22 protein-coding genes are annotated in these 25,102 nt (G+C 46.5%); 18 read left to right on the top strand and 4 right to left on the bottom strand.

All coding sequences use genetic code 11. From position 1 onward, the window contains the following. Window positions 1-100: 100 nt before the first annotated feature. The 10 genes from fapR (at window position 101) to ftsY (ending at window position 11,760) form a co-directional block, all read left to right on the top strand. Window positions 101-697: a transcription factor FapR gene (gene fapR / locus NST40_RS13370; protein ID WP_036686484.1), complete on the top strand. Its 597-nt coding sequence runs from the start codon at window positions 101-103 to the stop codon at window positions 695-697. After that, window positions 681-1,670: a phosphate acyltransferase PlsX gene (gene plsX, locus NST40_RS13375; protein WP_038570599.1), complete on the top strand. Its 990-nt coding sequence runs from the start codon at window positions 681-683 to the stop codon at window positions 1,668-1,670. Before fapR ends, plsX begins: the two co-directional genes overlap by 17 nt. Before the next feature lie 8 nt (window positions 1,671-1,678). Next, window positions 1,679-2,668: a beta-ketoacyl-ACP synthase III gene (locus NST40_RS13380; RefSeq protein ID WP_139329841.1), complete on the top strand. Its 990-nt coding sequence runs from the start codon at window positions 1,679-1,681 to the stop codon at window positions 2,666-2,668. A 21-nt stretch (window positions 2,669-2,689) separates the two neighbouring features. Continuing rightward, on the top strand, window positions 2,690-3,613 hold the full coding sequence (fabD, locus tag NST40_RS13385) for an ACP S-malonyltransferase (protein WP_339173847.1): 924 nt from the start codon (window positions 2,690-2,692) through the stop codon (window positions 3,611-3,613). A gap of 54 nt (window positions 3,614-3,667) precedes the next feature. Further along, the gene (gene fabG / locus NST40_RS13390; RefSeq protein ID WP_036686492.1) at window positions 3,668-4,417 is read left to right on the top strand and encodes a 3-oxoacyl-[acyl-carrier-protein] reductase; all 750 of its coding nucleotides are present in this window, start codon (window positions 3,668-3,670) and stop codon (window positions 4,415-4,417) included. 125 nt (window positions 4,418-4,542) lie between these two features. Continuing rightward, complete coding sequence (locus tag NST40_RS13395; protein WP_036686493.1) at window positions 4,543-4,776, top strand: acyl carrier protein; 234 nt, start codon at window positions 4,543-4,545, stop codon at window positions 4,774-4,776. Window positions 4,777-4,994: 218 nt separating this feature from the next. Beyond that, window positions 4,995-6,230: a beta-ketoacyl-ACP synthase II gene (gene fabF / locus NST40_RS13400; RefSeq protein WP_076101782.1), complete on the top strand. Its 1,236-nt coding sequence runs from the start codon at window positions 4,995-4,997 to the stop codon at window positions 6,228-6,230. Between the two features lie 15 nt (window positions 6,231-6,245). Further along, complete coding sequence (rnc, locus tag NST40_RS13405; protein WP_038570606.1) at window positions 6,246-6,950, top strand: ribonuclease III; 705 nt, start codon at window positions 6,246-6,248, stop codon at window positions 6,948-6,950. Between the two features lie 197 nt (window positions 6,951-7,147). Further along, window positions 7,148-10,717: a chromosome segregation protein SMC gene (gene smc / locus NST40_RS13410; protein ID WP_076126122.1), complete on the top strand. Its 3,570-nt coding sequence runs from the start codon at window positions 7,148-7,150 to the stop codon at window positions 10,715-10,717. 35 nt (window positions 10,718-10,752) lie between these two features. Beyond that, on the top strand, window positions 10,753-11,760 hold the full coding sequence (gene ftsY / locus NST40_RS13415) for a signal recognition particle-docking protein FtsY (RefSeq protein ID WP_076183732.1): 1,008 nt from the start codon (window positions 10,753-10,755) through the stop codon (window positions 11,758-11,760). 124 nt (window positions 11,761-11,884) lie between these two features. Here ftsY and NST40_RS13420 read toward each other — a convergent pair whose 3' ends face one another. Beyond that, complete coding sequence (locus NST40_RS13420; protein WP_342410792.1) at window positions 11,885-12,763, bottom strand: DUF1835 domain-containing protein; 879 nt, start codon at window positions 12,761-12,763, stop codon at window positions 11,885-11,887. A gap of 354 nt (window positions 12,764-13,117) precedes the next feature. Between NST40_RS13420 and NST40_RS13425 the strand changes: the two genes are divergently transcribed. The 4 genes from NST40_RS13425 (at window position 13,118) to NST40_RS13440 (ending at window position 17,504) form a co-directional block, all read left to right on the top strand. After that, window positions 13,118-14,581: a circularly permuted type 2 ATP-grasp protein gene (locus NST40_RS13425; protein WP_036686502.1), complete on the top strand. Its 1,464-nt coding sequence runs from the start codon at window positions 13,118-13,120 to the stop codon at window positions 14,579-14,581. Between the two features lie 75 nt (window positions 14,582-14,656). Next, window positions 14,657-15,610 (top strand): alpha-E domain-containing protein, encoded by a 954-nt coding sequence (locus NST40_RS13430; protein WP_076104260.1) that lies wholly within the window; start codon window positions 14,657-14,659, stop codon window positions 15,608-15,610. Next, window positions 15,607-16,473, top strand: a complete 867-nt coding sequence (locus NST40_RS13435; RefSeq protein ID WP_076126126.1) for a transglutaminase family protein — start codon at window positions 15,607-15,609, stop codon at window positions 16,471-16,473. Before NST40_RS13430 ends, NST40_RS13435 begins: the two co-directional genes overlap by 4 nt. Window positions 16,474-16,694: 221 nt before the next feature. Next, on the top strand, window positions 16,695-17,504 hold the full coding sequence (locus NST40_RS13440) for an SDR family NAD(P)-dependent oxidoreductase (protein ID WP_036686506.1): 810 nt from the start codon (window positions 16,695-16,697) through the stop codon (window positions 17,502-17,504). On the opposite strand, the gene NST40_RS13445 is transcribed toward NST40_RS13440, so the two are convergent. Next, the gene (locus tag NST40_RS13445; RefSeq protein WP_340394178.1) at window positions 17,496-17,972 is read right to left on the bottom strand and encodes an SRPBCC family protein; all 477 of its coding nucleotides are present in this window, start codon (window positions 17,970-17,972) and stop codon (window positions 17,496-17,498) included. The genes NST40_RS13440 and NST40_RS13445 overlap by 9 nt on opposite strands. A 333-nt stretch (window positions 17,973-18,305) precedes the next feature. On the opposite strand from NST40_RS13445, the gene NST40_RS13450 reads away from it, so the two are divergent. Together NST40_RS13450 and NST40_RS13455 are read left to right on the top strand one after the other, a co-directional pair. After that, complete coding sequence (locus NST40_RS13450; protein WP_339173866.1) at window positions 18,306-18,449, top strand: hypothetical protein; 144 nt, start codon at window positions 18,306-18,308, stop codon at window positions 18,447-18,449. Window positions 18,450-19,289: 840 nt separating this feature from the next. Next, on the top strand, window positions 19,290-19,688 hold the full coding sequence (locus NST40_RS13455) for a DnaJ family domain-containing protein (protein WP_342410793.1): 399 nt from the start codon (window positions 19,290-19,292) through the stop codon (window positions 19,686-19,688). Window positions 19,689-19,826: 138 nt separating this feature from the next. On the opposite strand, the gene NST40_RS13460 is transcribed toward NST40_RS13455, so the two are convergent. Further along, window positions 19,827-20,249, bottom strand: coding sequence for a GNAT family N-acetyltransferase (locus NST40_RS13460; RefSeq protein WP_342410794.1), 423 nt, complete (start codon window positions 20,247-20,249; stop codon window positions 19,827-19,829). A 139-nt stretch (window positions 20,250-20,388) separates the two neighbouring features. Between NST40_RS13460 and hrpB the strand changes: the two genes are divergently transcribed. Then, a complete protein-coding gene (gene hrpB / locus NST40_RS13465; protein WP_342410795.1) occupies window positions 20,389-22,881 on the top strand; it encodes an ATP-dependent helicase HrpB in 2,493 nt (830 codons plus the stop codon). A gap of 98 nt (window positions 22,882-22,979) precedes the next feature. Beyond that, window positions 22,980-23,564 (top strand): general stress protein, encoded by a 585-nt coding sequence (locus NST40_RS13470; RefSeq protein ID WP_076126136.1) that lies wholly within the window; start codon window positions 22,980-22,982, stop codon window positions 23,562-23,564. A 574-nt stretch (window positions 23,565-24,138) separates the two neighbouring features. Here NST40_RS13470 and NST40_RS13475 read toward each other — a convergent pair. Beyond that, window positions 24,139-25,071 (bottom strand): LysR family transcriptional regulator, encoded by a 933-nt coding sequence (locus tag NST40_RS13475; RefSeq protein ID WP_076218037.1) that lies wholly within the window; start codon window positions 25,069-25,071, stop codon window positions 24,139-24,141. Window positions 25,072-25,102: the final 31 nt, after the last annotated feature.

Consider the following 25,102-nt stretch of genomic DNA (forward strand, 5'->3'; position numbering starts at 1 on the left):
TTATGTCTTATATTTCTCGCTTAAACGCTTACCGTCCTTATTAGGGCGCCGAAGGCGTTTATGCTTGGCATGTGCCAGGAGGTGAGCCGCTATCGAGCGGATGTCCAAGAAAGAACGTCAGCAACAGCTGCTACATATAATTGCAGGCAATCCTTTTGTAACTGATCGGGAGTTGACTCGTCAGCTGAAGGTGAGCATTCAGACGATTCGGTTAGACCGGATGGAGCTGGGAATACCAGAACTGCGTGAAAGAATGAAACAAATGGCAGAGCATTCCTATGATCAGGTGCGCTCTTTGCCTGCGGATGAAGTGATCGGAGATATTGTGGATTTACAGCTCGATAAGAGCGGGATTTCGATCTTTGAAATTCGTGAGGATCATGTCTTTTCCAGAAATGGGATCGCCCGTGGCCACTACGTGTTTGCTCAAGCCAATTCGCTTGCGGTTGCTGTAATTAACGATGAAATTGCCTTGACTGCTTCAGCCGACATACGATTTGTTCGTATGGTTCTGCTTGGTGAGAAGTGCATTGCTAAAGCTCAAGTGCGGTCACTTGCAGGCAGAGGCGGCAAAGCAGAGGTGGACGTATTCACCTATGTCGGAGAAGAATTGGTATTTCAAGGCCACTTTATAGTGTATCGTTCCGCTAATGAAGAGTATAGTGAAGGGGGTAACCGTAGTGCTGATCGCCATTGATGCCATGGGCGGGGACAACGCTCCTGAATGTAATGTCGAGGGGGCGTTGTCCGCGGCCGCGGAATGGAAAGATACGCAGATTGTGCTCGTAGGTGACGAAGCCAGACTAGAGCCACTGCTGAAGGACAAGCCGTCCAACCTGAGTGTGCGGCATGCAGGAGATGTTATTGGTTCTGATGAAGAGCCGGTTAAGGCGGTTCGCCGCAAAAAAGATTCATCCATGGTTGTAGCTGGACGTATGGTGCGTGAGGGCGAAGCAGATGCTATGATTTCGTCAGGTAACACGGGGGCGCTTATGACTACAGGGTTACTTGTAGTAGGCCGTATGCAGGGGATTGAACGTCCGGCGCTGGCACCTATGATTCCGACGCTGGATGATGTTGGCGTGCTTGCGCTTGATCTTGGCGCTAACATGGATGCGAAGCCTGAACATCTGGTGCAATATGCGCTGATGGGCAGCATTTATCGGAATAAAGTGCATGGCATTGCTAAGCCGCGGGTTGGACTTCTAAATGTAGGGACGGAGCCTGGGAAAGGCAACGAACTGACAAAAGAAGCCTATCCACTGCTGGAGAACTTGCCGGGCATTCATTTTATCGGTAATGTTGAGGCACGCGACGTACTGACAGGAAACTGCGATGTGCTTGTCTGCGATGGATTTGCTGGTAATATCCTGTTGAAGTCGCTTGAGGGTACAGCGGGTGCATTGTTCTCTTTACTGAAGGAGCAATTCAGCCGTTCTCTGAAGACTAAGCTTGGAGCGGCTATGCTGATGCCGGAGCTTAGAGCCCTGAAGGGTAAGATGGATTACAAAGAGCATGGCGGTGCACCGCTGCTTGGTCTTAGCGGATTGGTAGTTAAGGGGCATGGATCTTCGGACGGAAATGCGGTTAAAAATGCAGTAAGACAAGCGCGGATTGCTCTGCAAGCCGATCTTGTGCCAAGTATATCCAAGGAAATTAGCGGGAAGTGAGTGACGAAATGAAACAATTGCGGCCGGTTGGGATTATCGGTACGGGTAAATATGTACCTGAGAAAATTTTAACAAACAGTGATCTGGAAAAAATAGTGGAGACTAACGATGAATGGATCGTCAGTCGGACAGGGATCCGTGAAAGACATATCGCTGCACCACATGAGGCAACTTCTGATTTAGCCTATGAAGCTGCACTTAAAGCTTTGGATTCTGCAGGCATGAAAGCCGAAGATCTGGATCTTATTATTATCGCAACGGTAACCCCTGATAGCTCCTTTCCTTCCACAGCCTGCATTTTGCAGGATAAACTTGGAGCTAAAGGTGCTGCGGCCTTTGACTTGTCAGCAGCCTGCTCTGGTTTTGTATACAGCCTAGCTACTGCAGTTGGCTTTATTCAGAACGGAATGTACAATAATGCACTCATAATTGGTGCGGACACTTTATCCCGCATCACTGATTATACGGATCGTAACACCTGTGTACTGTTTGGCGATGGTGCAGGAGCAGTAATCATCGGTGAAGTTCCAGAGGGACGCGGTTTCCAATCCTTCGATCTGGGTGCTGAAGGTTCTGGAGGAAACTTGCTTAAGCTGGAAGCTGGGGGCTCGCGCTTGCCTGCATCTCAGCAGACGGTTGAAGACAAGAAACATTTCATCTATATGAATGGCCGTGAAGTGTTTAAGTTTGCCGTTCGTGTTATGGGCTCAGCTACAGAACGTGTGCTTACTAAAGCCGGATTAGGTAAAGAAGATATTGATTTGTTCGTACCGCATCAAGCGAATATTCGTATCATTCAATCCGCTATGCAGCGGCTTGACCTGCCACCGGAGAAATGTGTAATCAATGTTGATAAATATGCTAATACATCAGCAGCTTCTATTCCTCTAGCTCTAGTTGAAGCGGCGGAAGAAGGACGCATGAAGGAAGGCGACACGGTTCTGATGGTTGGATTCGGCGGTGGCTTGACTTGGGGCGCGTCCGTATTGATCTGGTAATAGAGGAAGGAGTTCTTACTTATGAGTAAAATCGCATTTGTCTTTCCCGGTCAGGGTGCACAGGCAGTTGGAATGGGTAGAGATGTATATGAAGCTCTTCCGCACAGCCGCGCGGTATTCGAAAAAGGTGATGAGGTGCTCGGATTTCCACTGAGCCAGCTGATTTTTGAAGGACCTGACAGTGATTTGAAACAGACCGTAAATACGCAACCGGCTCTGCTAACAGCAAGCGTGGCTTATCTGGAAGCATTACGTGATCAAGGGATGAAGCCGGATTATGTAGCTGGTCATAGCCTAGGAGAATACAGCGCACTGGTTGCGGCAGGCGTATTGTCCTATGAAGATGCTGTAAGACTCGTGCGTTTACGCGGTCGTTTTATGGAGGAAGCTGTTCCAGGTGGACAGGGAGCTATGGCTGCAGTGCTTGGTGCGGAGCGGGATGCTCTGGCAGAATTATGCCGGAGCGTATCCGAGGAGAGCGGCGTGGTAGAACTGGCGAATGTGAACTGCCCGGGACAGATTGTTGTTTCTGGTTCACAAGCCGGGGTTAACGGTGTTGTGCAGCGTGTTAAGGAAGCAGGCGGAAAGCGGGCTATTCCGCTGGAAGTAAGTGGACCTTTTCACTCTTCGATGATGAAGGCTGCGGCAGACCGCTTGGCAGACGAGCTGAAGAGTGTTACTTTTAATGCTCCGGCTGTACCTGTTATTGTCAATGTTACCGCAGCACCTGTAATGGATCCTGAAGAAATCCGTGAACTGCTTGTTCGCCAGGTGTACTCCCCTGTGCTCTGGCAAGACAGTATTGAATGGCTGATTGCTGATGGTGTGGATACTTTTGTGGAAATTGGTTCTGGCAGTGTTCTGGCAGGTCTGATCCGCAAAATAGACAAAACGGTCAAAGTAATCAACATTAACACACTTGAAAGTGTGCAAGCTGTCTTGTAAGATACGTTCAAACATTGTTTATCAATAGCAATATGATCGAAAGGGGAATAAATGATGTTCTCAGCATTGCGGGGTCAAACGGCCCTTGTAACTGGTGGTTCTCGCGGCATCGGCCGCAGTATTGCACTTGCTCTCGCGGAACATGGCGTGAAGGTGGCCGTGAACTATGCGGGCAGTGAAGCAGCCGCACAAGAGACCGTAGCTCGGATTGTCGAGCTTGGCTCGGAGGGTATTGCCCTTCGTGGCGATGTCGGCAATAGTGAACAGGCCGAGAACCTTGTCAAAGAGGTTCTGAATACCTGGGGACGTATTGACATTGTTGTCAATAATGCCGGCATTACCAGAGACAACCTGATTATGCGCATGAAAGAAGAAGAGTTCGATCAAGTGATCGAAACGAATCTAAAAGGGGTGTTTAACTGCCTAAAGGCAGCTACACGCCCTATGATGAAGCAACGCTACGGGCGAATTATCAATATTTCTTCCGTAGTAGGTGTAACAGGAAATCCTGGACAAGCTAATTACTCCGCAGCTAAGGCAGGTGTCATCGGTTTAACGAAGGCATCGGCTCGTGAGCTTTCCTCACGGGGGATCACGGTGAACTGTATCGCTCCGGGCTTCATTGATACAGATATGACGCGTGAGCTCTCTGAGGAAGTGCGCAGTGAGCTTGAGAAGGGCATTCCACTTGCTCGTCTGGGGCGTCCTGAAGAGATTGCTATGGCTGTAGTCTTCCTGGCCTCTGAAGGCGCTGCGTATATGACCGGCCAGACACTACACGTGGATGGCGGGATGTATATGTAACTCTCCGTCAAGGAGAAATTACACTGTTTTAATGCTGAAATGTGAGGGATAAAGAAAGCGTTTTTGACGCTCTATGGTATTTTGAACTCATATCTCGTATAATACCAAAAGAGGAGGTGAACCGGATGTCCGATGTATTAGAGCGTGTAAAACGCATTGTCATCGACCGCTTAGGTGCCGATGAAGCTGAGGTAACATTAGAAGCGTCTTTCAAAGATGATTTAGGTGCTGATTCTCTTGATGTAGTAGAATTGGTTATGGAATTGGAAGATGAATTCGATATGGAAATCTCTGATGAAGATGCAGAGACGATTACGACCGTGGGTGAAGTTGTGAAGTACATACAATCTCATACCTAGAGTCATATGATTGAGAGTCCCGTTCCTGCTAGGGCGGGACTTCTCCTCATTTATAGAGCATTAAAGATGAATCAAAGGTTGCCTTGAGCAACTAAATAAGGGATATAACAGAACCGCAGGTTGGTTATTGATGCGGTTATCGCTGTTCATATAGTAGCAACAGAAAGTATATAAGTTCTGAATATAATGTATACAACCTATAGATGGGGTGATTGTGTTTGAGTCATAGAGTGGTTGTTACTGGGATGGGCGTAGTTACATCATTGGGCAAAGATTTGGAGACGTTCTGGGATAATCTTATGAGCGGCAAATCCGGTGTATCACAGGTTGAGACCTTTGATGTCAGTGAGTATACTACGCAAATAGCATCCTCTGTTAAAGATTTCGATCCAGAGGCACTTTTTGGTCGTAAGGAAGCCCGCAAAATGGACCGTTTTGTACAATTTGCAGTGGCTGCCGGTGAGGATGCATTGCGAGATAGCGGACTTAAGATCGGTGAAGATATTGATGCCGAAAGAATAGGTGTATCTGTAGGATCAGGTATTGGTGGTCTTGGAACTTGGGAAGACAATCATAACTTGTTGCTTGAAAAAGGACCGAAGCGGGTTAGTCCGTTCTTCATTCCGATGATGATCGCTAACATGGGTTCTGGGCAGTTGTCCATTAACCTTGGTGCAAAGGGTCCTAATACGACGACAGTAACTGCTTGTGCTACAGGAAGTCACTCCATTGGGGAATCCTTCCGCTTGATTCAACGTGGAGACGCAGATGCAATGATCTGTGGGGGTTCCGAAGCGACCATTCGTCCAACAGGTATGGCTGGTTTTTGTGCAATGAGAGCAATGTCCACTCGCAATGATGAGCCTGAGAAGGCAAGTCGTCCGTTTGATGTGGATCGCGATGGTTTTGTTATGGGTGAAGGTGCCGGGATTCTTATTCTGGAATCACTCGAACATGCTGAGAAACGTGGAGCGAAGATCTATGCTGAGGTTATCGGTTATGGTCTAAGCGCAGATGCTCATCATATGACTGAGCCTGATCCAGATGGTGCAGCTCGCTGCATGAAGATGGCAATCCGGGATGCTGGTATCTCTCCTGAAGATATTGATTACATCAATGCTCATGGTACTTCAACGCCTGTAGGAGATAGATCAGAAACTGCTGCTGTTAAAAAAGCATTGGGTGACCATGCCTATAAAGTGGCAATTAGTTCGACGAAATCCATGACAGGTCACCTTCTGGGTGCTGCTGGTGGAGTAGAAGCTATTATCTGTGGCCTTTCTTTGCAAAAAGGGATGATTGCGCCAACGATTAATTTGGACAACCAAGACCCGGAATGTGATCTGGATTATGTACCAAATGTGCCACGTAAAGCTGATCTTGATATTGTAATGTCGAATTCGTTCGGCTTCGGGGGACATAACGCAACAGTTATTCTAAAAAAATATAATTAGTAAGGGGACAGTGCGGTGAAAGGAGAACTGAAGCAGTTACAACAGCAACTTCAAATCCAATTTCACGATTCTGTGCTTCTGAAGCAGGCCTTTACCCATGCATCCTATGTGAATGAACACCGTTTCAATCAGCATCAGGACAATGAGCGTCTCGAATTTCTTGGGGATGCAGTTCTGGAGTTAACGGTTTCTGAATATTTGTACAATCTATTGCCAGACCGACCTGAGGGAGAGTTGACCAAGCTGCGGGCCGCTATTGTATGCGAGCCTTCACTGGTCAAGTTTGCGGAGAGTTTAGGTTTTGGCCGTTATGTACTATTGGGCAAAGGGGAAGAACTTACGGGCGGACGTACTCGCCCGGCCCTGCTGGCTGATGTATTCGAATCCTTCGTGGGAGCGCTTTATCTCGACCAAGGACTGGAAACAGTGCGGAGTTTTCTTGATAATCACGTATTTCCTCTCGTGGAGACGGATGGGAAATTGCAAATGCAGATGACCGATTATAAGACGGAACTGCAAGAGCTAATTCAGCAGCACAATATGGGTACATTGGAATATCGAATTATAGAAGAACGGGGACCTGCACATGAGCGTGAATTCGTCTCAGAGGTGTATATGGCTAACCGTTCACTTGGTAAAGGAAGCGGCCGGTCCAAGAAGGAAGCAGAGCAGCAGGCTGCAGCAGCAGCACTTTTGCATCTGAAAGAGGACGGTGCCTGAGTTTTGCATCAAGGGGACAAGCGGAGGAGAGCAGCAAAGGTCTGAATACCGGCGTTTAGGCGGAGCTCAGACCGTTGCTGCTCTTTTTCGACAATATAAGAACTTATATGTTCCGCGTTACAAAGGATAAGGTACATCTTAATGGTTTTTTAGGGTACAAACGCTATGGTATAATGGGTCAGAGGTGATTGGCAAGTATGTTTTTGAAACGGATAGAATTAGCTGGTTTTAAATCATTTGCCGACAAAACAGAAATGGAGTTTGTGCGCGGTATAACGGCTGTAGTTGGCCCGAACGGAAGCGGCAAAAGCAATATTTCTGACGGCATACGCTGGGTACTCGGCGAACAGAGTGCTAAATCACTGCGTGGCGGCAAGATGGAGGATATCATTTTTGCTGGAAGTGATGCGCGTAAAGCCGTGAATTATGGCGAAGTATCACTTACGCTTGATAATGAAGATCACACACTTCCGCTGGATTTCAGCGAAGTTACAGTGACTCGGAGAGTCCACCGCAGTGGAGATAGTGAATATTTAATTAATAAGCAATCCTGCCGTCTGAAGGATATCACAGAGCTGTTTATGGATACCGGTATCGGACGTGAAGCCTATTCGATTATCGGGCAGGGTAGGATTGAAGAGATTCTAAGTACTCGTTCCGAAGATCGGCGAGGCATCTTTGAAGAAGCATCAGGTATTGTAAAATATAAATCGCGCAAGAAAGACGCAAGTCGAAAGCTGGATGATACCGAGCAGAACCTGCTTCGTATTCATGATTTGATCAGTGAGCTTGAGGATCAGATTGGGCCACTTAAGGATCAGTCCGAGAAAGCTATCCGCTTTAAGGAACTTCGCGAACAATTAAAACATCAGGAAATTTCAGTATACGTACACCAGATTGAAGGCATTCATACCGCTTGGCAGGAAGGTAACGCTAAGCTTGAAACGTTGAAGGACGAGCAGCTGGAGCTGTCTACTGTGGTTTCGGCTCATGATGCCAAGCTGGAGAGCGGGCGCTCTGAACTGCGCACAATCGAAGCACAGATCGAGAAGCAGCAAGAGCAATTGCTGCGTTATAGCGAAGCATTTGAGAAGAGCGAAGGTTACGGTGAAGTGCTGAGGGAACGCAAACGTAATCTGGAAAGTAATCGTGAGCAGTTAATGCTCACGTTAGGTTCGGTTGGCGAGCGTTCTGCAGATCGTCAGCGTGAAGTCGTGGATCTGGAGCTTAAGCTTGAGCAATCGCGGCTTAAGCTTGTGGATCTTCGGAAACAGATCGAAGATGAAGAGACAAGGCTTGAAGGTGTGGCAGACGGGATTAGCCAGAGCCAGGAAGAAAAGCTCAAAAGTGCTCTTTTGGAGCTAATGAACCTTATGGCGAATGCACGTAACGAAATTCGTTACGCGGATCAGCAAAAGGAGAATCTGGAACGTCGTATGAGCCGCAGTGAAGAAGAAAGCGGCAAATGGACAGCCCGGCATGAAGAGTTGTCTGCCAACCAGAAAGGGCTGAAGGACAAGATTGCCCAGCTGGGGAAGGAGCTTAGCAATCTTCGCGGGGCTTATATCACTGAAAGTGAGCAGCTCAGTAAACGTCAGAAGCTGATCGAAGAAACACAGTCCGGTCTTCGGAAATGGGAACAGAAGCGGGAAGCGCAAGTCTCTCGTCATGAGACCATGAAAGAGATGCAGGATGATTTCGACGGCTTCATGCTTGGGGTTAAAGAAGTGCTCAAGGGTGCGCGCAAAGGACAGCTCAACGGTGTGCATGGTGCGGTTGCGGAGCTGATCTCTGTTCCGGAGAAGCTGGAAATGGCGATTGAGACTGCTCTAGGCGCATCACTTCAGCATGTGGTCATGGATAATGAGACTGTGTCCCGCCAAGCGATATCATTTCTAAAGCAACGTCAGCTGGGACGAGCTACCTTTCTTCCGCTAGATGTTATCCGGCCGCGCCAGATTTCTGGCAGTGACCGTGGTATGGTGGGTGATGCTGACGGATTTGTTGGAATTGGTTCCGAACTTGTTGGTTACGATGATAAATATACTAGCATTATTGGCAGTTTGCTCGGCAATGTGGTTATTGCGGAGAGCTTGGAGCAAGCAAACCGTATCGCCGCTAGATGTCAATATCGTTATCGGGTAGTTACCCTGGAAGGCGATGTAGTTAATGCCGGCGGTTCGATGACCGGGGGTAGCCAGCATAAGAAGAATAATAGCTTGCTTAGCCGTAAACGTCAGCTGGATCAATTAAGCAGTGAGATTGAAGAAAGCGAACGTCAAATAGTGAAGCTGAAGCAAGGCATTGCCAGACTTCGTGAGGAGCAGGAGAACGCTAGCGTGAAGCTGGAGGACCTGCGCCGTGATGGCGATGAGAAAAGACTGGAAGAGCAAAGAGTCTCCGGTGATTTGAAGCAGCTCGAGCATGAGCTTCGGCATGTGCAGGAGCAAGTGGAGAGCACAGGTGCGGAACGCAGCGGCTTTGAGAATGAAGTACGTGCGCTTGAAGAGACGCGGAAGCAAGCCACTGCTGAGCTTGAACGCCTTGAAAAGGAAGAAAAGGAAGCCCATGAAGGTATCCGTAACGCTGAATCAGCGCGTAAAGCGAATGAATCAGCTAAGGAAGAGCTGCAAGGCAAGTTGACCAGTATGAAAGTCTCGGAAGGCAAGCTCGATCAGGAGATATTCTCCCTGGAGGAGCAGTTACGTCGCCTAAGACAAGATGTGGGTTCACAGGACAAGGAGCTGCGCCAGAATCGAAATCTGTTACATACGATTGAACAGGATCTGGCTAACAATGCTTTGGAAGCTGTGAAGCAGAAGGAAGATTTGAACAGTTACCGCTTGAAGAAGGAAGAGACGACTGGAACTTTGGATTTTGCGCGTGCTGAGCGTACAGCGTTAACCCGTAAGCTGGAACTAGAGGAAGGCAAGACTAAAGATCAACGTCAGGCTCTTAAAGTAGTCGAGGACAAGCTGCGTGCCACTGAAGTTTCTGTCGGTCGACTCGATGTGGAGCTGGATAATATTCTCCGCAAGCTGAGTGATGACTACGAGCTAAGTTATGAATTAGCAAAACAGAGATATCCAGTGCCTGAAGATGTACCTGCCGCACAAGCCGATGTACAGCGTTTGAAGCGCAGTATTTCTGCGCTAGGAGAGGTTAACTTAGGGGCGATCGAAGAATATCAGCGGGTCCATGAACGGTATACGTTCCTCAGTGGACAAAAAGATGATCTAGTCGAAGCTAAGACTACCTTGTATCAAGTAATCCGCGAGATGGAAGATGAAATGTCCAAACGTTTCAAACAGACCTTTGATGCGATCCGCAAACAGTTCGGGACCGTGTTCTCAAAGCTGTTCGGCGGCGGGCGAGCGGATCTCATGCTTCTGGATCCGGAACATATGCTGGAAACAGGTATAGATATCGTAGCCCAACCACCGGGTAAAAAATTGCAAAATCTGCAGCTTTTATCTGGCGGTGAACGCGCTCTAACTGCGATGGCGTTATTGTTTGCTATTTTGCAAGTGAAGCCAGTTCCGTTCTGCGTATTGGATGAGGTCGAGGCTGCGCTCGATGAAGCGAACGTTGTTCGTTTTGCACAGTATTTACGCGAGTTCTCTGAACAAACTCAGTTCATCGTCGTTACGCACCGCAAAGGAACGATGGAAGAGGCGGACGTGTTATACGGAGTAACGATGGAAGAGGGCGGCGTCTCCAAGCTCGTCTCAGTACGTTTAGAGGATGAAGAAGCTGAGATTGCTTAAATTCATCAAGAAGAGAAACTTTTAGGAGGAACCAAATGAGCTTTTTTAGAAAATTAAAAGAAAGCATTTCCGGCAAAACGGAAAGTGTAACGAAACAATTCCGCGACGGATTAGAGAAAACCCGTAAAGGTTTTGTAGAGAAGGTCTCCGACCTTATCATCCGCCGCAAAAAGATAGATGAAGAGTTCTACGAAGAGCTGGAAGAGATTTTGATTGGTGCAGACGTGGGTGTAAACACTGTTATGACCCTTGTCGAGGATTTGCGTGCCGAAGTGAAGCAAAATCGGATTGAAGATGCTGCCGAGCTGAAGCCGATTTTGTCCCGTAAGCTTATGGAGCTGCTGCGCGGAGATGATGATAACAGCCTGAAGGAAAATCCGAATGGAATTACAGTTATTTTGTTCGTTGGGGTTAATGGCGTGGGCAAGACGACTACCATCGGCAAGCTGGCTCATCGTTACAAACAAGAAGGTAAAAAAGTTCTTTTGGCTGCAGGGGATACGTTCCGTGCTGGAGCGATTGAGCAGCTTGAGGTTTGGGGCCAACGCGCAGGCGTAGATGTTATTAAACAACAAGCAGGCTCTGACCCGGCGGCTGTAATGTACGATGCGGTGCAAGCGGCTAAACAGCGCAATGTGGATATCTTAATCTGCGATACTGCTGGCAGACTGCAGAATAAAAGCAATCTGATGGAAGAGCTCAACAAAATCTTCCGCGTCATTCAAAGAGAAATCCCAAGTGCTCCACATGAGGTACTGATGGTGCTAGATGCTACGACGGGTCAAAATGCACTTACGCAAGCCAAGTTATTTGGTGAAAAGAGTGGCGTCACTGGCTTGGTTTTGACGAAGCTGGACGGTACGGCTAAAGGCGGAATCGTTGTAGCGATTCGTCAGGAAATGAATTTGCCGGTGAAGTTTGTAGGTCTTGGAGAAAAAATGGAAGACTTGCAGCCATTTGATTCGCAGCAGTTCGTACATGCTCTTTTTGCCGGATTAATTGCCGAGGAAGAAGAGTTAGAAGAATCGGAAGAGCAAGTGTAATCAACAGCACAATATAATCATAAAGAAGTCATATTTACAAGGAATGCCCTCGAAGCTATATTTAGTTAGGAGGGCATTCCTTTTCTTTTTTATAAAGGGTTTGTCCGTCATTTTGTAGCAACTGCTAAGCGACTTTTAGAAAGTATAAATGCATCGCGTAAGGGATCCCTTTAAATAACAGCTTTCCCTCACTAATTAGCCTCCAGAAGCGATATTCTATGAATGAGGTACTGAGATACAAATTCCATTGCCCTATAATTGTGCCTACAACTAGACCTGCATTTACGTAGCCATCTCGATCCTCATACAGTTGAAATTGCAGAATTAAAGAAAGAATTTCTTCGTCATAGTAACTCTCGGGAACATTCATAAGCTGGCCATCAGCCCAAACTCTAAGCATATCCTCGGTGTTGCTGATTTTTTGCCATTCTAGTTCATACTGTTTTCTTTGAGCGGAGGTGATAGGGGATGTGTTTTCGGTAATTTCTATAATTTTTTGCAGAACTTCATTTGGGAGCTGACTAAGTGCTCTGGGATATAAGCCGATTTCAAATGAAGCGGCAATCTCCCTATAAGCCTTGACTGAATCAATAACATGAATAGGTTGCGTCCTCTCACTAAGAATAGAAAGTGCAAATCGTAAACCTGTCTGATCATGGGAGTTATCTCCGCACCAAATAGTGATTTTTTTGTCCTCGGGAATTTCTTTTAAGGTCTGAATCATGGCTGCCAGTTTATGCTGGGGATTTAAATGATAACCCTGATCCGGAAATCGTTCCTGAAACCATAACTCACGGGTATGATAGCCTTCATTATTATGTAATCCACGCAACGGTCCAGCAGAGAACGTCTCATTAAATGAAAGTACTCGTATTAAATGACGACAACCCAGATGACTAAGGGCTACCTTCATTGATCCCGCTTCAGACAGGCCAAATAACAGATAAATGTGATTCCGCCTAGTCTCTTCCTGCTCAATTGACATAGTATATTTGTGCTCCATAGGTCACTCTCCCATCGCAACAAATTATACCATACTCAATGAATCCACATCCTCAGGCAACTATATAAAAAATACATTATATGAAAAATTCATAACAGTAATGCTTGTCACACTTCCTGCATACAATTCAATGATGAATCTACATTTCATCTCCGGCAACCTATATAAGAGAGAAAGGAAGCGATTCCAAAAAATACAAATATCTCCGGAATCACATTTCTCTGTTATATATGTTGACATGAACGAGTGGATTTACGTATTATGAGAATATAAACCAATATTTCCATGGATGTTTTCTGAAATGAAAGTATAAGTTGTTAACAAAGATTACATCTATCGAAAGGAGTCGGGCTCATGTCCAAATTAGATCCTCTGCCAGGTCTGTCTCCGTATCCATTACAGCATTTTTTCGATGAAATGTATGCTGATAAGAGGAATGTCCGGCCGCACTACAGACATGTGAATCGCATGTTTTCCGGAATGAGCTCCGAAGAGCTGCAAGGGAAGCAAAATTTAATGCAGCGTAGGATGATGGAAGAAGGAATTACCTTTACGCTTTACAACCCGGCTCAGGATCATCCTATGGAGCGAACGATCCCCTTCGATATGATTCCACGTATTATCCCTAAGAATGAGTGGGAGAGGCTAGAAGCTGGAATTATTCAGCGTATCACAGCTTTGAATTTATTCATTCATGACATTTACCATGAGCAATACATTGTTAAAGATGGCATCGTCCCTAGGCGTATGATTATTTCCAACTGTTATTTCCGGCCAGAAATGTCAGGTCTGCGAGTGCCCGGTGGAGCTTATATCACCACCTCAGGAATCGATCTGATCCGCCACCACGATGGGCATTATTATGTACTTGAAGACAACCTGCGAACACCCTCCGGCTTTTCCTATCTTTTTAAAGGCAGAACGCTTATGAATCAATTGTTTCCTGAATTGTCCTTTGCCAGCTCCATCCGAGATGTAGATCATAGCTTAAATCGCTTCTTATCCGTGCTTCGTAGTCTATCTCCTTCAAGAAGGTCAGATCCGGTTATAGCACTCCTAACGCCTGGAGAATACAATTCTGCATATTATGAACATGCTTTTTTGGCACAGCAGATGGGTATACATTTGGTCGAAGGACGAGATTTGGTAACAAAGGATCACAAAATATATTTGAAAGAAATGAACGGACTGCGTCGCGTGGATGTGCTGTATCGTCGGTTGGATGATGATTACATTGATCCGCTGGCCTTTCAACCTGATTCTTTACTGGGTGTGGCAGGACTTATGAATGCATATAGGGCAGGTAACATAGCGATTGCTAATGCTCCGGGAACCGGTGTTGCAGATGATAAAGCGATGTATGTCTATGTACCGGATATGATTCGTTATTATCTGAATGAAGAGCCGATCCTTGGTAATGTGCCGACGTATTTGTTGTCCAGACCTGATGAACGCCTGTATGTTCTTGAGAACCTATCCGAAATGGTTGTTAAAGAAACCTCATTATCCGGAGGATATGGGATGTTGATCGGAAGTGAGGCGACCAAAGAAGAATTAGCGGAGTTCCGAATGAAAATTATTGCCGATCCGGACCGTTATGTGGCACAGCCAATTATGTCCTTGTCCAGAGCACCCGTATTGTCGGGAGGCACTATGGCACCCCGGCATATCGATCTTCGGGCTTTTGTATTAATGGGCGCAGACCGGAAGCCACATGTCATACCTGGTGGATTAACACGAGTGGCTATGAAAGAAGGTTCACTGGTTGTGAATTCCTCGCAAGGCGGTGGCGTAAAGGATACTTGGGTTATGGCTTGATCTATTATCTTGTAAGCCTTGATTGTGAATCAAAAATATGCAGCATCAATTTGGAGGATAAAGGAGTGGCTAAAGATGCTGAATCGAAATGCGGAGGCTTTATTCTGGATCGGCCGATATATTGAAAGGGCAGAGAATCATGCGCGGCTAATCAATGTACATTATCATATCCAGCAGGAAGAGGATTTTCAGGAAGAAGGACATAAATGGTCGAGGCTTATCGATGCATTAGGAGTTCGAAGTGAATATTTGCAGCAGTTCGAAACCTTTTCTGAACAGGACGTGTTATCCTTTATTACACTCGATTTGGGCAATTCGAATTCATTATTCTCTTGCGTACATCATGCTAGAAATAATCTTCGCACACTGCGTCAGCATCTTCCAAGTGAGCTATGGGATATCGTCAACAGCTTTAATCTATGGCTTGGGGAGCGGTCAGTCGCTGATATTATGAGTGGTCCACATCATTTCTACCAGCAGGTGAAGGAACGTGCGGCTATGTTTCTAGGAGCAGAACAATCCGTAATGCTTAGGGGAAATGAATGGCATTTTATAGAGAGCGGCCGTTTTCTGGAACGGGCAGAGAATACGACGCGTATTTTGCAGGCAGTTATTGCCTCTTGCCGTTTTAAAGAGCTTAATGCAATTTATATTCAGTTACAGGCTGTGCTGAAATCGGTAAGTGGTTATCAGGCGTTTCGCCGTTATTATGCAGATGCTATGTCACCGGAGAGCATTTTAGATTTTTTGATCGCAAATCCCAAATTTCCACGTTCGATCCGCTTTTCTTTTCACCAGCTGGAAGAACATTTAGCTAGGCTTGAATTAGATTCCTCAGAAAAAGGCTCAGGTCATGAGAAGGTCATCCGTCAAGCAGGAAAGCTGAAAGCAGAGCTGGATTATATGGAGAAAGAGGAAATGTCCGGTGAGCTGGTGGAAGATGTGCTGCAATCACTTGTAATATCATGCCAAAGACTGGGCAAAACGATGGAGGGCGCCTTTTTTCGGCGAGAAGGAGTATCTGTATGAAGATTCAAATCAATCACACCACCACATACAGTTATCCAGAACCGGTTACGGACAGTGTCAATGAAATCAGGCTTACCCCACGCACCAACTATCGGCAATCCTGTTATCACCATGAGGTTGAAGTATCTCCGGCAGCTAATCTATTAACGTATGAGGATTTCTTCGGTAATCGGGTGCATGCCTATTCGGTTAATAAGCCACATACGGAAATGGTAATCCATACGAAAGCTACTGTAGTAACGCTGGATAAAGCCCAGGGTACCGATCTTCCGCGAACCAGCCTTGAAGAGCAAGTTAAACTATTAAATGATGAAAAGTTTCAGAACCGTTATATTGAGTTTATTTTGCCGACCCGTTATACCGAGGTGACTCCTGAATTAGTGGAGTTCGCCTCCCAGTACCCTTTTAGTGAAGCTGAGGATATGTATGAATGGATTCTGAAGTTATCTTCGACGATTTATGAACAGTTCACCTATGATCCTGAGGCAACAAGCGTAAATACAACGGTAAAAAAAGCCCTGAAGCTTAAGCGAGGTGTCTGTCAGGATTATGCTCATCTTATGATCGCTGTCTGCCGCAGTGTGGGTCTGCCTTCAAGATATGTTAGTGGATATCATTTTGTCGGTGATCTACAGAGCAGCAATGCTAATTTCGAGCAGGCTTCACATGCTTGGGTGGAGACCCATATTCCGGGTACGGGCTGGCTTGGTTTTGATCCGACGAATAATGTTGAAGTGAACTGGCGTTATATCAAGCTGGGTCATGGACGGGATTATAAAGATATAGTACCTGTAAAAGGGGTATATCGCGGTGGAGCAGGCACACTAACTGTAAAAGTGGACGTACGCAAGCTGGATAACTGAACTGAAATAATCGAAACATCGAACATCGAAACAATCAAAATATTTTAAATACTCTAAATATTCGAAACAAACTCTCCGCTCATCTTATCGAATGGGGAGATTTTTTTGTGCGGCGTGCCTAAATTCTGAAGATTTATGAACGAGATGATTCCATTACAGGTTTATTTGGGTAATCTTGATCCATAGTACTTATCTTACAGACATTAGAGGAGAGATTACATATGAGCCCAAACATATCTAAGAAACAAAGATTTATTGGAAAAACAGCGATTATAACCGGAGCGGGCTCGGGAATTGGCCGTGCCACCGCTATTAAGCTGGCGCGGGAAGGTGCAAATGTAGCATTGTTCGATTTAAATCTTGAAAGAACCTCTTCCTTGGCAGAAAAGCTTAATAAGCTTCGAAAAGATTGTGCGCTGGCCATAGAGGTAGATACTTCGGATGAGAAAAAGATGGAGGAAGCCGTACGTTGTACGGTGGAACAATTCGGAGGCGTGGATGTAGTATTCGCTAACGCGGGAATTAATGGCGCTGTGGGCCCGATAGAAGAACTAAGCTTGAGCGACTGGGAGCGTACGATGTCGGTGAACTTGACGGGGACTTTTTTGACTCTAAAATATACTATTCCTCATCTGAAAGATAAAGGGAAGGGCAGCATTATTATTACTAGTTCCATTAATGGGAACACTAGATTTGCCAGCTTTGGGTGGTCTACTTATAGCACTACCAAAGCTGGACAGGTGGCTTTTGCCAAAATGGCAGCTCTCGAGCTTGCTAAGTTTAAGATTCGTGTGAATGTGATCTGCCCTGGGGCTATTGCTACGAATATAGATGAAACCACTGAAATGAGCGAGGATGTAGAAGCAATCGTCATTCCGATTGAATTTCCTGATGGAGCGCAACCCTTGGCAGATGGACCGGGCAAGCCGGATAATGTCGCTGATCTCGTTGCTTTTCTGGCTTCGGATGAATCTATCCATATTACAGGTGCGCAAATCGTGATTGACGGCGCGGAGTCCTTGTTATCCTAATTTCGAGATCGCTTCCCGGTATTGCTCGTACCATTTATTCCATTCGTCTTTCCGTGACTCCAGCGTCGTGCCTTCCAAAAGATGCTGGATCACTTCTAGACAAACATGCCAGCCAGCGAGATCACGTGGGGTATGCGGGGTAAGCGTTTGTAGTGTTTCGTTCAAGACGAGTAAACAGCCTTCTGAATTAGGGTATAACTCAAAACGAACAAGATCCTCAGCCCATGTAAACTCAAAAATAGATTGATGCTGCAGCGCGGTAATTTCCATATCCACAAACGTTCCGTTCTGCATATCAAACTTTATAAGTCCGCCTTCACGCAGGTCCTCGATTTTTAATTCAGAGAACCATAAGGCAAGCTTCTCATTTTCGGTCAAATAGGACCAAATCTCAGTTGCGGAATGCTTTAACTGGCGTTCGAAACGAGCGACATAATGTTGATCTTCTTTTTGGATGTTAGCTAACATTTATATTTCTCCTTTGGACTACTGCGGTAGTCCTTTTTTTATTGAGTTGAGGCTCATTAGAAAGAGTATAGCAATCGCCTGTGTGAATTGCACGATCCGGCTGTGTGGCTGAAGCGTAACTTATAGGGAATAGAGGGCAATAAAATAGCGGGAGAAATAAGGTCACAAGCAAGTCCACAAGCTCGATTTGCGTACGGCGCGGAGTTAGTGTTGGCGGGGAAAAGGGATTGAAGATAGGGATAAGTGCGTGATGAGGGTGAAAATGGAGTGATGAAGGTGATAAGTACGCATGACGGGGAAAAGGGAGTGAAGAGAGGGATAAGTGAATGATGAATGGCGGAAGTAAACAGTAGCATCTACGGTGGCGAGGATGCATCGGCGTTGCGGACTGTATTGCAGCTATTTGGCGTTTTTGATGTGTTTATTAGAAGTATCGGACCGCATAGCGCTTATTGCTGCGATTTTAAAGAAAAGTAGGGTGTGTTTGAGCGAATAGCTGCAACTGTGTCCGATAGCAGAGGGAATAAGCCTGAATTAGTAAAATAAGGGCTGCTGGGTCCGAACGATCTATGGCGCCGAAGATGTAATGAAGATGTAATGAAGATGCAAAGGATGTAGTATACGAGCAAGAGCTACTGAGCCCGAACGATTTGCGGAGGCGTGGATTCGCTAATGTATCGGACTGTATTGCAGCTATTTGGAGTTTTTGGTGTGTTTATTAGAAGTATCGGACCGCATAGCGCTTATTGCCGCGATTTTGAACAAAAGTAGGGTGTGTTTGAGCGAATAGGTGCAACTGAGCCCGATAGTACAGCGAAATGGACTAAATTAGTAAAATAAGGGCTGCTGGGTCCGAACGATCTATGGCGCCGAAGATGTAATGAAGATGTAATGAAGATGTAATGAAGATGCAAAGGATGTAGTATACGAGCAAGAGCTGCTGAGTCCGAACGATCTATGCGACGAAGAGGTAATGAATGTGTAATAAAGGATGTAGTATACGAGCAAGAGCTCCTGGGTCCAAACATTTCACGATGGCAATTGTATGCTGACATTGCGGTTATGGGCTTAGAATATGCATTGTGTACGATATTACAGAGTCCGAACTATTCAACTGTACGACGAGGGGAAAGGGACATTTGAGTAAATAGCTCGCCACCCCTATAGTTAACAGCATAAGAAAGATCTGAGAAAGCATTCCGGCACCTTGATGCAAATCCTAAGTCTTTTATGCTAAAATTAACGCAATTCCGTAAAATCTACTTTTGCTTAGGCAGGGTAGTTAATAGTGTGGCATTGGTGAAGGAGGCTGCGTATATGGGGATAATGTCTTGGTTAGCTGAGCAGCGGATTCAGGAGTCTATGCGTAACGGGGAATTTCGAGATTTACCTGGGCATGGCAAGCCGCTGGAGCTCGAGGATTTATCGGGTGTGCCGGAAGAATTGCGGATGTCTTTTAAAATCATGAAGAACTCCGGACTGGTGCCTGAGGAAATCTCTCTGCGAGCTGAATGTGTTACGTTGGAAGGATTGCTAGCGGCTTGTCATAATAGCGGAAGTGCAGAAACCAGTGAGGGCAAGGCTTTGCGGTCAAAACTGTCTATGAAAAGACTGCGTCTACAGGAGTTATTGCGTGAACGCGGCTTGGATAGTAACCCTGCTTTTATGCAATACAGTGCTCAAATACACGAACAGATGATAAAGGAAGAGGAATAACGCTGGTTACGTTACTGCCTAAATGCCTACAGTCATTTGGACATCAGAATAAATAGTGTAAAATAAAAAGGCATCTCTTGGTCGTTTTAGACAGAAGAGCTGCCTTTTTGCTTGTTATGTGTAACTAAACATGTATACTCATCTAATTTTTTTAAAATATACCCATTCCGGATCGCCATCATCTAAATTCTCAATGACTCCGCTTTTAACAAACCCTTGAGAAAGACATAGTTGCTGCATGATCGTATTGGATTCATTGGTGGAGGTGAAAAGCTTGGGGGTGGGGCATTGTTCCTCGATGTAGCTAAGGAGTGTTTTGGCTATGCCTAGGCGTCTGAACTCAGGATCCACAATGACCAGCTGAATAAAACAGCATTCGAAAAAGGTGGTATCGCAGCAAGCAAATCCTACAAACGTTCCATTATGCGATGCTACGTAACACTGCTCATGCTTGATATATTTTTCAATCTTCGATTTGCGGCTTTCATTGCCAATGATCTTGCTGTCTATTTTGGTGAGCATGGGTAGATCTGAAATTGTAGCTTTTGTTACGAATATCATAGTAAGTCTCCTTATTAATATTATAGAGGGTATGGATGGTAAGTCTTGATCTTTAAGGTTTTTTCACACATGATGAAGATGATCTAAGATAACTTCAAGGGAAATTATAACATATGATTATAGACGATGGAGAGATAGAATGAAACAGCTTCCGATTATACAGGTGCTTCCTGACCTGAAAAACATACTTAACACTGCGCAGGCAGCAGTACTTATCGCTGAACCGGGTGCAGGCAAAACAACAGGAACGCCTCCGGCGTTTTTGGACGAGCCCTGGATGGCGGGTAAAAGCATTTTAATGTTAGAGCCTAGAAGGCTTGCTGCTAGATCTGCCGCCACTTACATGGCATCCTGCCTTGGAGAAAGTGTTGGACAGACGGTAGGTTATCGGATGCGGAATGACACTAAAGTAGGCAAAAATACGCGGATTGTTGTAGTCACTGAAGGAGTATTAACGAGAATGCTGCAAAGCGATCCTTCTTTGGGTGATGTGGGTTTAGTTATTTTTGATGAGTTCCATGAGCGCAGTCTTCATGCGGATTTGGGACTTGCCCTTACACTGGAAGCACAGGCTGTGCTGCGGGAGGATCTAAGGATTCTTATCATGTCAGCTACCTTGGACAGTGAGCGGGTGTCTGCTTTACTAGGCGATGCGCCCGTAGTAAATTGTCCGGGCAGAACCTATCCTGTAGAAACAATCTATGTGCCAACTACTGGGAATCTTCCACTGGAAAAAACTGCTGCAGCTGCTGTGAGACGTGCGCTTGTTGAACAACCCGGAGATATTCTCGTCTTTTTACCGGGGGAAAGAGAAATACGCAGAACTCAAAGTGAGTTGGAAAATGGAAGCTTGGCAGAGCAGACGGTAATTCGCCCTTTATATGGCCAGCTGCCACAAAATATCCAAGATGCAGCTGTGGCTGCATCGGTTCAAGGTGAACGAAAAGTAGTGCTCGCGACTTCTATCGCTGAGACAAGTCTAACGATTGAAGGCGTGCGAACGGTAATTGACACAGGGCAGCGCCGTACACAGGTATTCTCACCACGCACAGGAATGCCAAGTCTGACGACAGTCCCGGTATCGAAAGCCTCCGCGGATCAACGGCGGGGACGTGCTGGACGAACAGCCCCTGGCGTGTGCTACAGGCTGTGGAGTCAGGATGAGCATAATCGACTTCCGGATGACAATGTGCCGGAGATTATGCAGACTGACCTTGCGCAGCTCGCTTTGGAGCTGGCGCTGTGGGGCGTGCGCGATCCTGCCGCGCTATCTTGGCTTGACGCGCCGCCCGCTGCGCCTTATGCGCAGGGCACCGCGCTGCTGCGCCAGCTCGGCGCGCTGGACGCCGGCGGCGCTATTACGCCGCACGGCCACAGCATGGCCGCGCTTGGCGCGCACCCGCGAGCCGCGCATATGCTGCTGCGCGCGGCAGAGCTTGGCACAGCACCGCTCGCCTGCCGGCTGGCGGCGCTGCTGCAAGAGCGGGACCTTTTCAAGGGTCCCGCGGCCCTAGATTGCGACCTCACGCTCCGCGTTGAGGCGCTGCTCCGGTTCGAGCGCTCCGCTGATAGCGGCGGAGCGGACCCGGCGGCTCTGCGCGCTGTGCAGCGCGAGAGCCGCCATTTCCTGGCGCAGCTGCAAGCCGCGCCGGGCGAGAACGTGAACGACATCAGCCGCTGCGGGCTGCTTCTGTCGTTCGCCTATCCCGACCGGATCGGGCAGAAACGCGGCGATGGCGCGTTTCTGCTCTCCTCCGGTCGGGGGGCGGCCATGCGGGAAGGGCAACCGCTGGCCCGGTCATCTTATATCGTAGCTGCTTCGATCGATGATCGCGCTACACAGGGCGCAATTATGCTGGCAGCTGAGATAGAAGAAGGACAACTGCTTTCCTATCATGCAGACCGCATCACCGAGGAAGCGGATGTGTATTGGGATAAAGAAAGTGGAAGTGTGAAGAAACGTCGTCGCACAATGCTCGGCGCGTTGGTCTTAAAAGAAACTTCACATGAAAGACCCTCCGCAGAAGAAATGGCAAATGTACTATTAAGTGTCATCGCTACAGATGGTATTGAAATCCTACCGTGGGAGAAGGGAACCATACAGCTTCGCGAACGTTTGATGTTTATGCATACCTTACGTTCAGATTGGCCGGATGTATCAGATGTTGCTTTAATTGCTACGTTGGATGAATGGCTTTTGCCATATCTGCAAGGTATGAGGAACCTCCGCGACCTTCAGCGTGTACCGTTAGCGCGAGCGCTTGAGGGGATGTTAGACTGGAATCAGCGGCAGATGCTGGAAAAGGAGGCACCTACACATATATCTGTTCCTAGTGGCTCGCGTGTGCCTGTAGAATATACTAATCCTGCTGCCCCGGTATTGGCAGTAAGATTGCAAGAGATGTTTGGACAGCTGGACACACCTCGAATTGGAGGGGGAAAATTGCCAGTATTGCTGCATCTTTTGTCACCAGCTAGACGACCTGTGCAGGTAACCTCTGATCTAGCAAGTTTTTGGCGGGGGACCTATTTTGAGGTCAAAAAAGATCTGAAGGGACGGTACCCGAAGCACTATTGGCCAGATGACCCATTACAGGCTATTCCGACTAATCGTACACGTCCTGTAAAATAATTTATGGTTACATATGCTCTTGAAATTTTTCCTTAGATGTTTGGTCTCCCGTTTAAAGGGTAATTACTAGCGAAGACAATTACTAAGGAGGGCTTCAAGTGACTAAAAAAATCGTAGGTATTTTCGACACAGAACAAGAAGCAACCAGAGCAATTGAAGGACTTCACAATCAAGGATTTAATAATGATGAAATATCAGTAATCACACGTGATCGTGATGAGCTTAGAAACATCTCAGAGGATACAGGCACAAAAGCTCCAGAAGGAGTAGCAACAGGCGCTGCTACAGGTGGTGTAGTTGGCGGCGTTGCCGGACTATTAGCAGGGATCGGAGCATTGGCGATTCCGGGGATTGGACCGATTCTGGCGGCAGGGCCTATAGTTGCAACCCTTACAGGTGCAGCAGTTGGTGCAGGCGCAGGTGGATTAGTCGGCGGCTTGATCGGGCTCGGTATTCCTGAGGATGAGGCTAAAGAGTACGAAGGTTATGTGGAAAGCGGTAAAATCCTTGTACTAGTCGATGATAATGGACGCGGCTATCAAGCACATGATGTGTTCCGCGGTAACCGTTCGCTGAATACTCAGCGTTACGAAGGCGTCTATAACGAAGACACTAGACTAGGAAATTCGATGGCTAACAGAGCGGATCGGACGGCTGAAGTCTACAACCGCGATAAAATATAACATTATAATAACCTGCTTTAAAAGCGGTAAAAGGTTACAAGGAGCGATTCTCCGATTTAATGGAGAATCGCTCCTTTTGTATTTTTAGTCCATCGCACCTCCCGGAATCCCCTTTGCTCATCCTCTTCTGAGGGGTACGGACCCAGATGACGCTATTGGCTAATTTTTGCTCTTTGCAGCAGGATTTCGGACTCCATGGACGCTATTCTATAGAATGAGGCTCTTATTTCCTGTTTTTTTTGCCAATAGCTGCAATGGGGTCCGATAGGGCTCCAAATATCGGATAATATTGCGTTTAAGGTCCGCTGTGTCCTTTGCTACTACGTTCCTGCATCGTTTCGGAGTGTCCTTATACTGCTACGCACGTGCTGTCCTTGTATTGCTACGTAAGCGCACCCGGACTCTGTGTCCTTATCCTACTGAGCATACGCTCCCGGTTTGCAGCTACGAAATCCCCCCGTTCCGCAGCGTCTTTATGGTTGGTAATCACATGCCCCGTTCCGCAGCGACCTTATGGTTGCTAAGCACATGCCCCGTTCCGCAGTGTCCTTATATGCTGCTACCTTGCACGATCTTAATCAAGGATACGAAGCATGCGGACGAAAGAATCAGCTGCCACGGATAACCTCATATCGCGATGGATTGCGAAGCCTATATTCCGGGGTGGAGGGGGATCATCTAATTGCAACTCGAAAAGTTCTCCTTTTTGAATCTCCTCAATTACAAAAGAACGGCTAATAAAGGCTACCCCGTAACCAAGTCTTGCAAATTCAGAGAGTAAATCGATGCTGCCCAGCTCTATATCTGGTTTAACGGACAACCGCTTACCAGCAAACCAATGATCAACAAACAGTCTGGTGCTGCTTTCTGGGGATAATAAAATAAAAGGTAACTCTGCAAGTTCTTTTGCCGTAAGCGAACGGTTTGCCAGTTCCTGAAAGGCTCGTCCCACTACAAAACAATCCTCAAGGGTGGCAAGCGTCTGAATACTTAATTGTGGATCGTCAATAGGCATATGGACGAGCGCACAGTCTATTTCGCCTTCTTTCAAACGTTTGGTGATCTCATGCGTTTTTCCGTGTGATAGCCGAATTCGTATGCCGGGATATTGTTTGTGGAATGCGTTCAATTGCGGAAGCAAAAGATTTTTTATAAGGGAATCACTCGCTCCAATCCGAACTTCTCCCTCGTTTAATTGCTTTAGATTATGAAGATGCTTTTGTGCAGAATCCAGCATGACTAAAGAGGGCTCAACATATTCCAATAACGCCCGTCCTTCTTCGGTTAGCTCTACACCTTTAGATAAACGATGAAATAATTTGAGACCTAAAGAATCCTCCATTTGTTTAATGGCATAACTTACGGATGGCTGTGTAATATGCAATTCATTTGCAGCTTTAGTTAGATTTTTGTAACGAGCCGTATATAAAAAAATGCGATACCATTCAAGGTTAAAGAATTTGATATAGATCACCTCTATGACAGTCTGTTGAAAATGTGATTTCATTAATTGCAACAATCTTATTATAATTTGGATA

The organism is Paenibacillus sp. FSL R10-2778, assembly GCF_038593035.1.
In the GTDB taxonomy this organism is placed as follows: domain Bacteria; phylum Bacillota; class Bacilli; order Paenibacillales; family Paenibacillaceae; genus Paenibacillus_AQ; species Paenibacillus_AQ odorifer.

Bases quoted from the DNA above. Each gene is read 5' to 3' on its own strand.
- fapR (WP_036686484.1), top strand. From the start codon at position 101: ATGTCCAAGAAAGAACGTCAGCAACAGCTGCTACATATAATTGCAGGC.
- NST40_RS13380 (WP_139329841.1), top strand. From the start codon at position 1,679: ATGAAACAATTGCGGCCGGTTGGGATTATCGGTACGGGTAAATATGTA.
- fabD (WP_339173847.1), top strand. From the start codon at position 2,690: ATGAGTAAAATCGCATTTGTCTTTCCCGGTCAGGGTGCACAGGCAGTT.
- fabG (WP_036686492.1), top strand. From the start codon at position 3,668: ATGTTCTCAGCATTGCGGGGTCAAACGGCCCTTGTAACTGGTGGTTCT.
- NST40_RS13395 (WP_036686493.1), top strand. From the start codon at position 4,543: ATGTCCGATGTATTAGAGCGTGTAAAACGCATTGTCATCGACCGCTTA.
- smc (WP_076126122.1), top strand. From the start codon at position 7,148: ATGTTTTTGAAACGGATAGAATTAGCTGGTTTTAAATCATTTGCCGAC.
- ftsY (WP_076183732.1), top strand. From the start codon at position 10,753: ATGAGCTTTTTTAGAAAATTAAAAGAAAGCATTTCCGGCAAAACGGAA.
- NST40_RS13420 (WP_342410792.1), bottom strand. From the start codon at position 12,763: ATGGAGCACAAATATACTATGTCAATTGAGCAGGAAGAGACTAGGCGG.
- NST40_RS13425 (WP_036686502.1), top strand. From the start codon at position 13,118: ATGTCCAAATTAGATCCTCTGCCAGGTCTGTCTCCGTATCCATTACAG.
- NST40_RS13430 (WP_076104260.1), top strand. From the start codon at position 14,657: ATGCTGAATCGAAATGCGGAGGCTTTATTCTGGATCGGCCGATATATT.
- NST40_RS13435 (WP_076126126.1), top strand. From the start codon at position 15,607: ATGAAGATTCAAATCAATCACACCACCACATACAGTTATCCAGAACCG.
- NST40_RS13440 (WP_036686506.1), top strand. From the start codon at position 16,695: ATGAGCCCAAACATATCTAAGAAACAAAGATTTATTGGAAAAACAGCG.
- NST40_RS13445 (WP_340394178.1), bottom strand. From the start codon at position 17,972: ATGTTAGCTAACATCCAAAAAGAAGATCAACATTATGTCGCTCGTTTC.
- NST40_RS13450 (WP_339173866.1), top strand. From the start codon at position 18,306: ATGGCGGAAGTAAACAGTAGCATCTACGGTGGCGAGGATGCATCGGCG.
- NST40_RS13455 (WP_342410793.1), top strand. From the start codon at position 19,290: ATGGGGATAATGTCTTGGTTAGCTGAGCAGCGGATTCAGGAGTCTATG.
- NST40_RS13460 (WP_342410794.1), bottom strand. From the start codon at position 20,249: ATGATATTCGTAACAAAAGCTACAATTTCAGATCTACCCATGCTCACC.
- hrpB (WP_342410795.1), top strand. From the start codon at position 20,389: ATGAAACAGCTTCCGATTATACAGGTGCTTCCTGACCTGAAAAACATA.
- NST40_RS13475 (WP_076218037.1), bottom strand. From the start codon at position 25,071: ATGAAATCACATTTTCAACAGACTGTCATAGAGGTGATCTATATCAAA.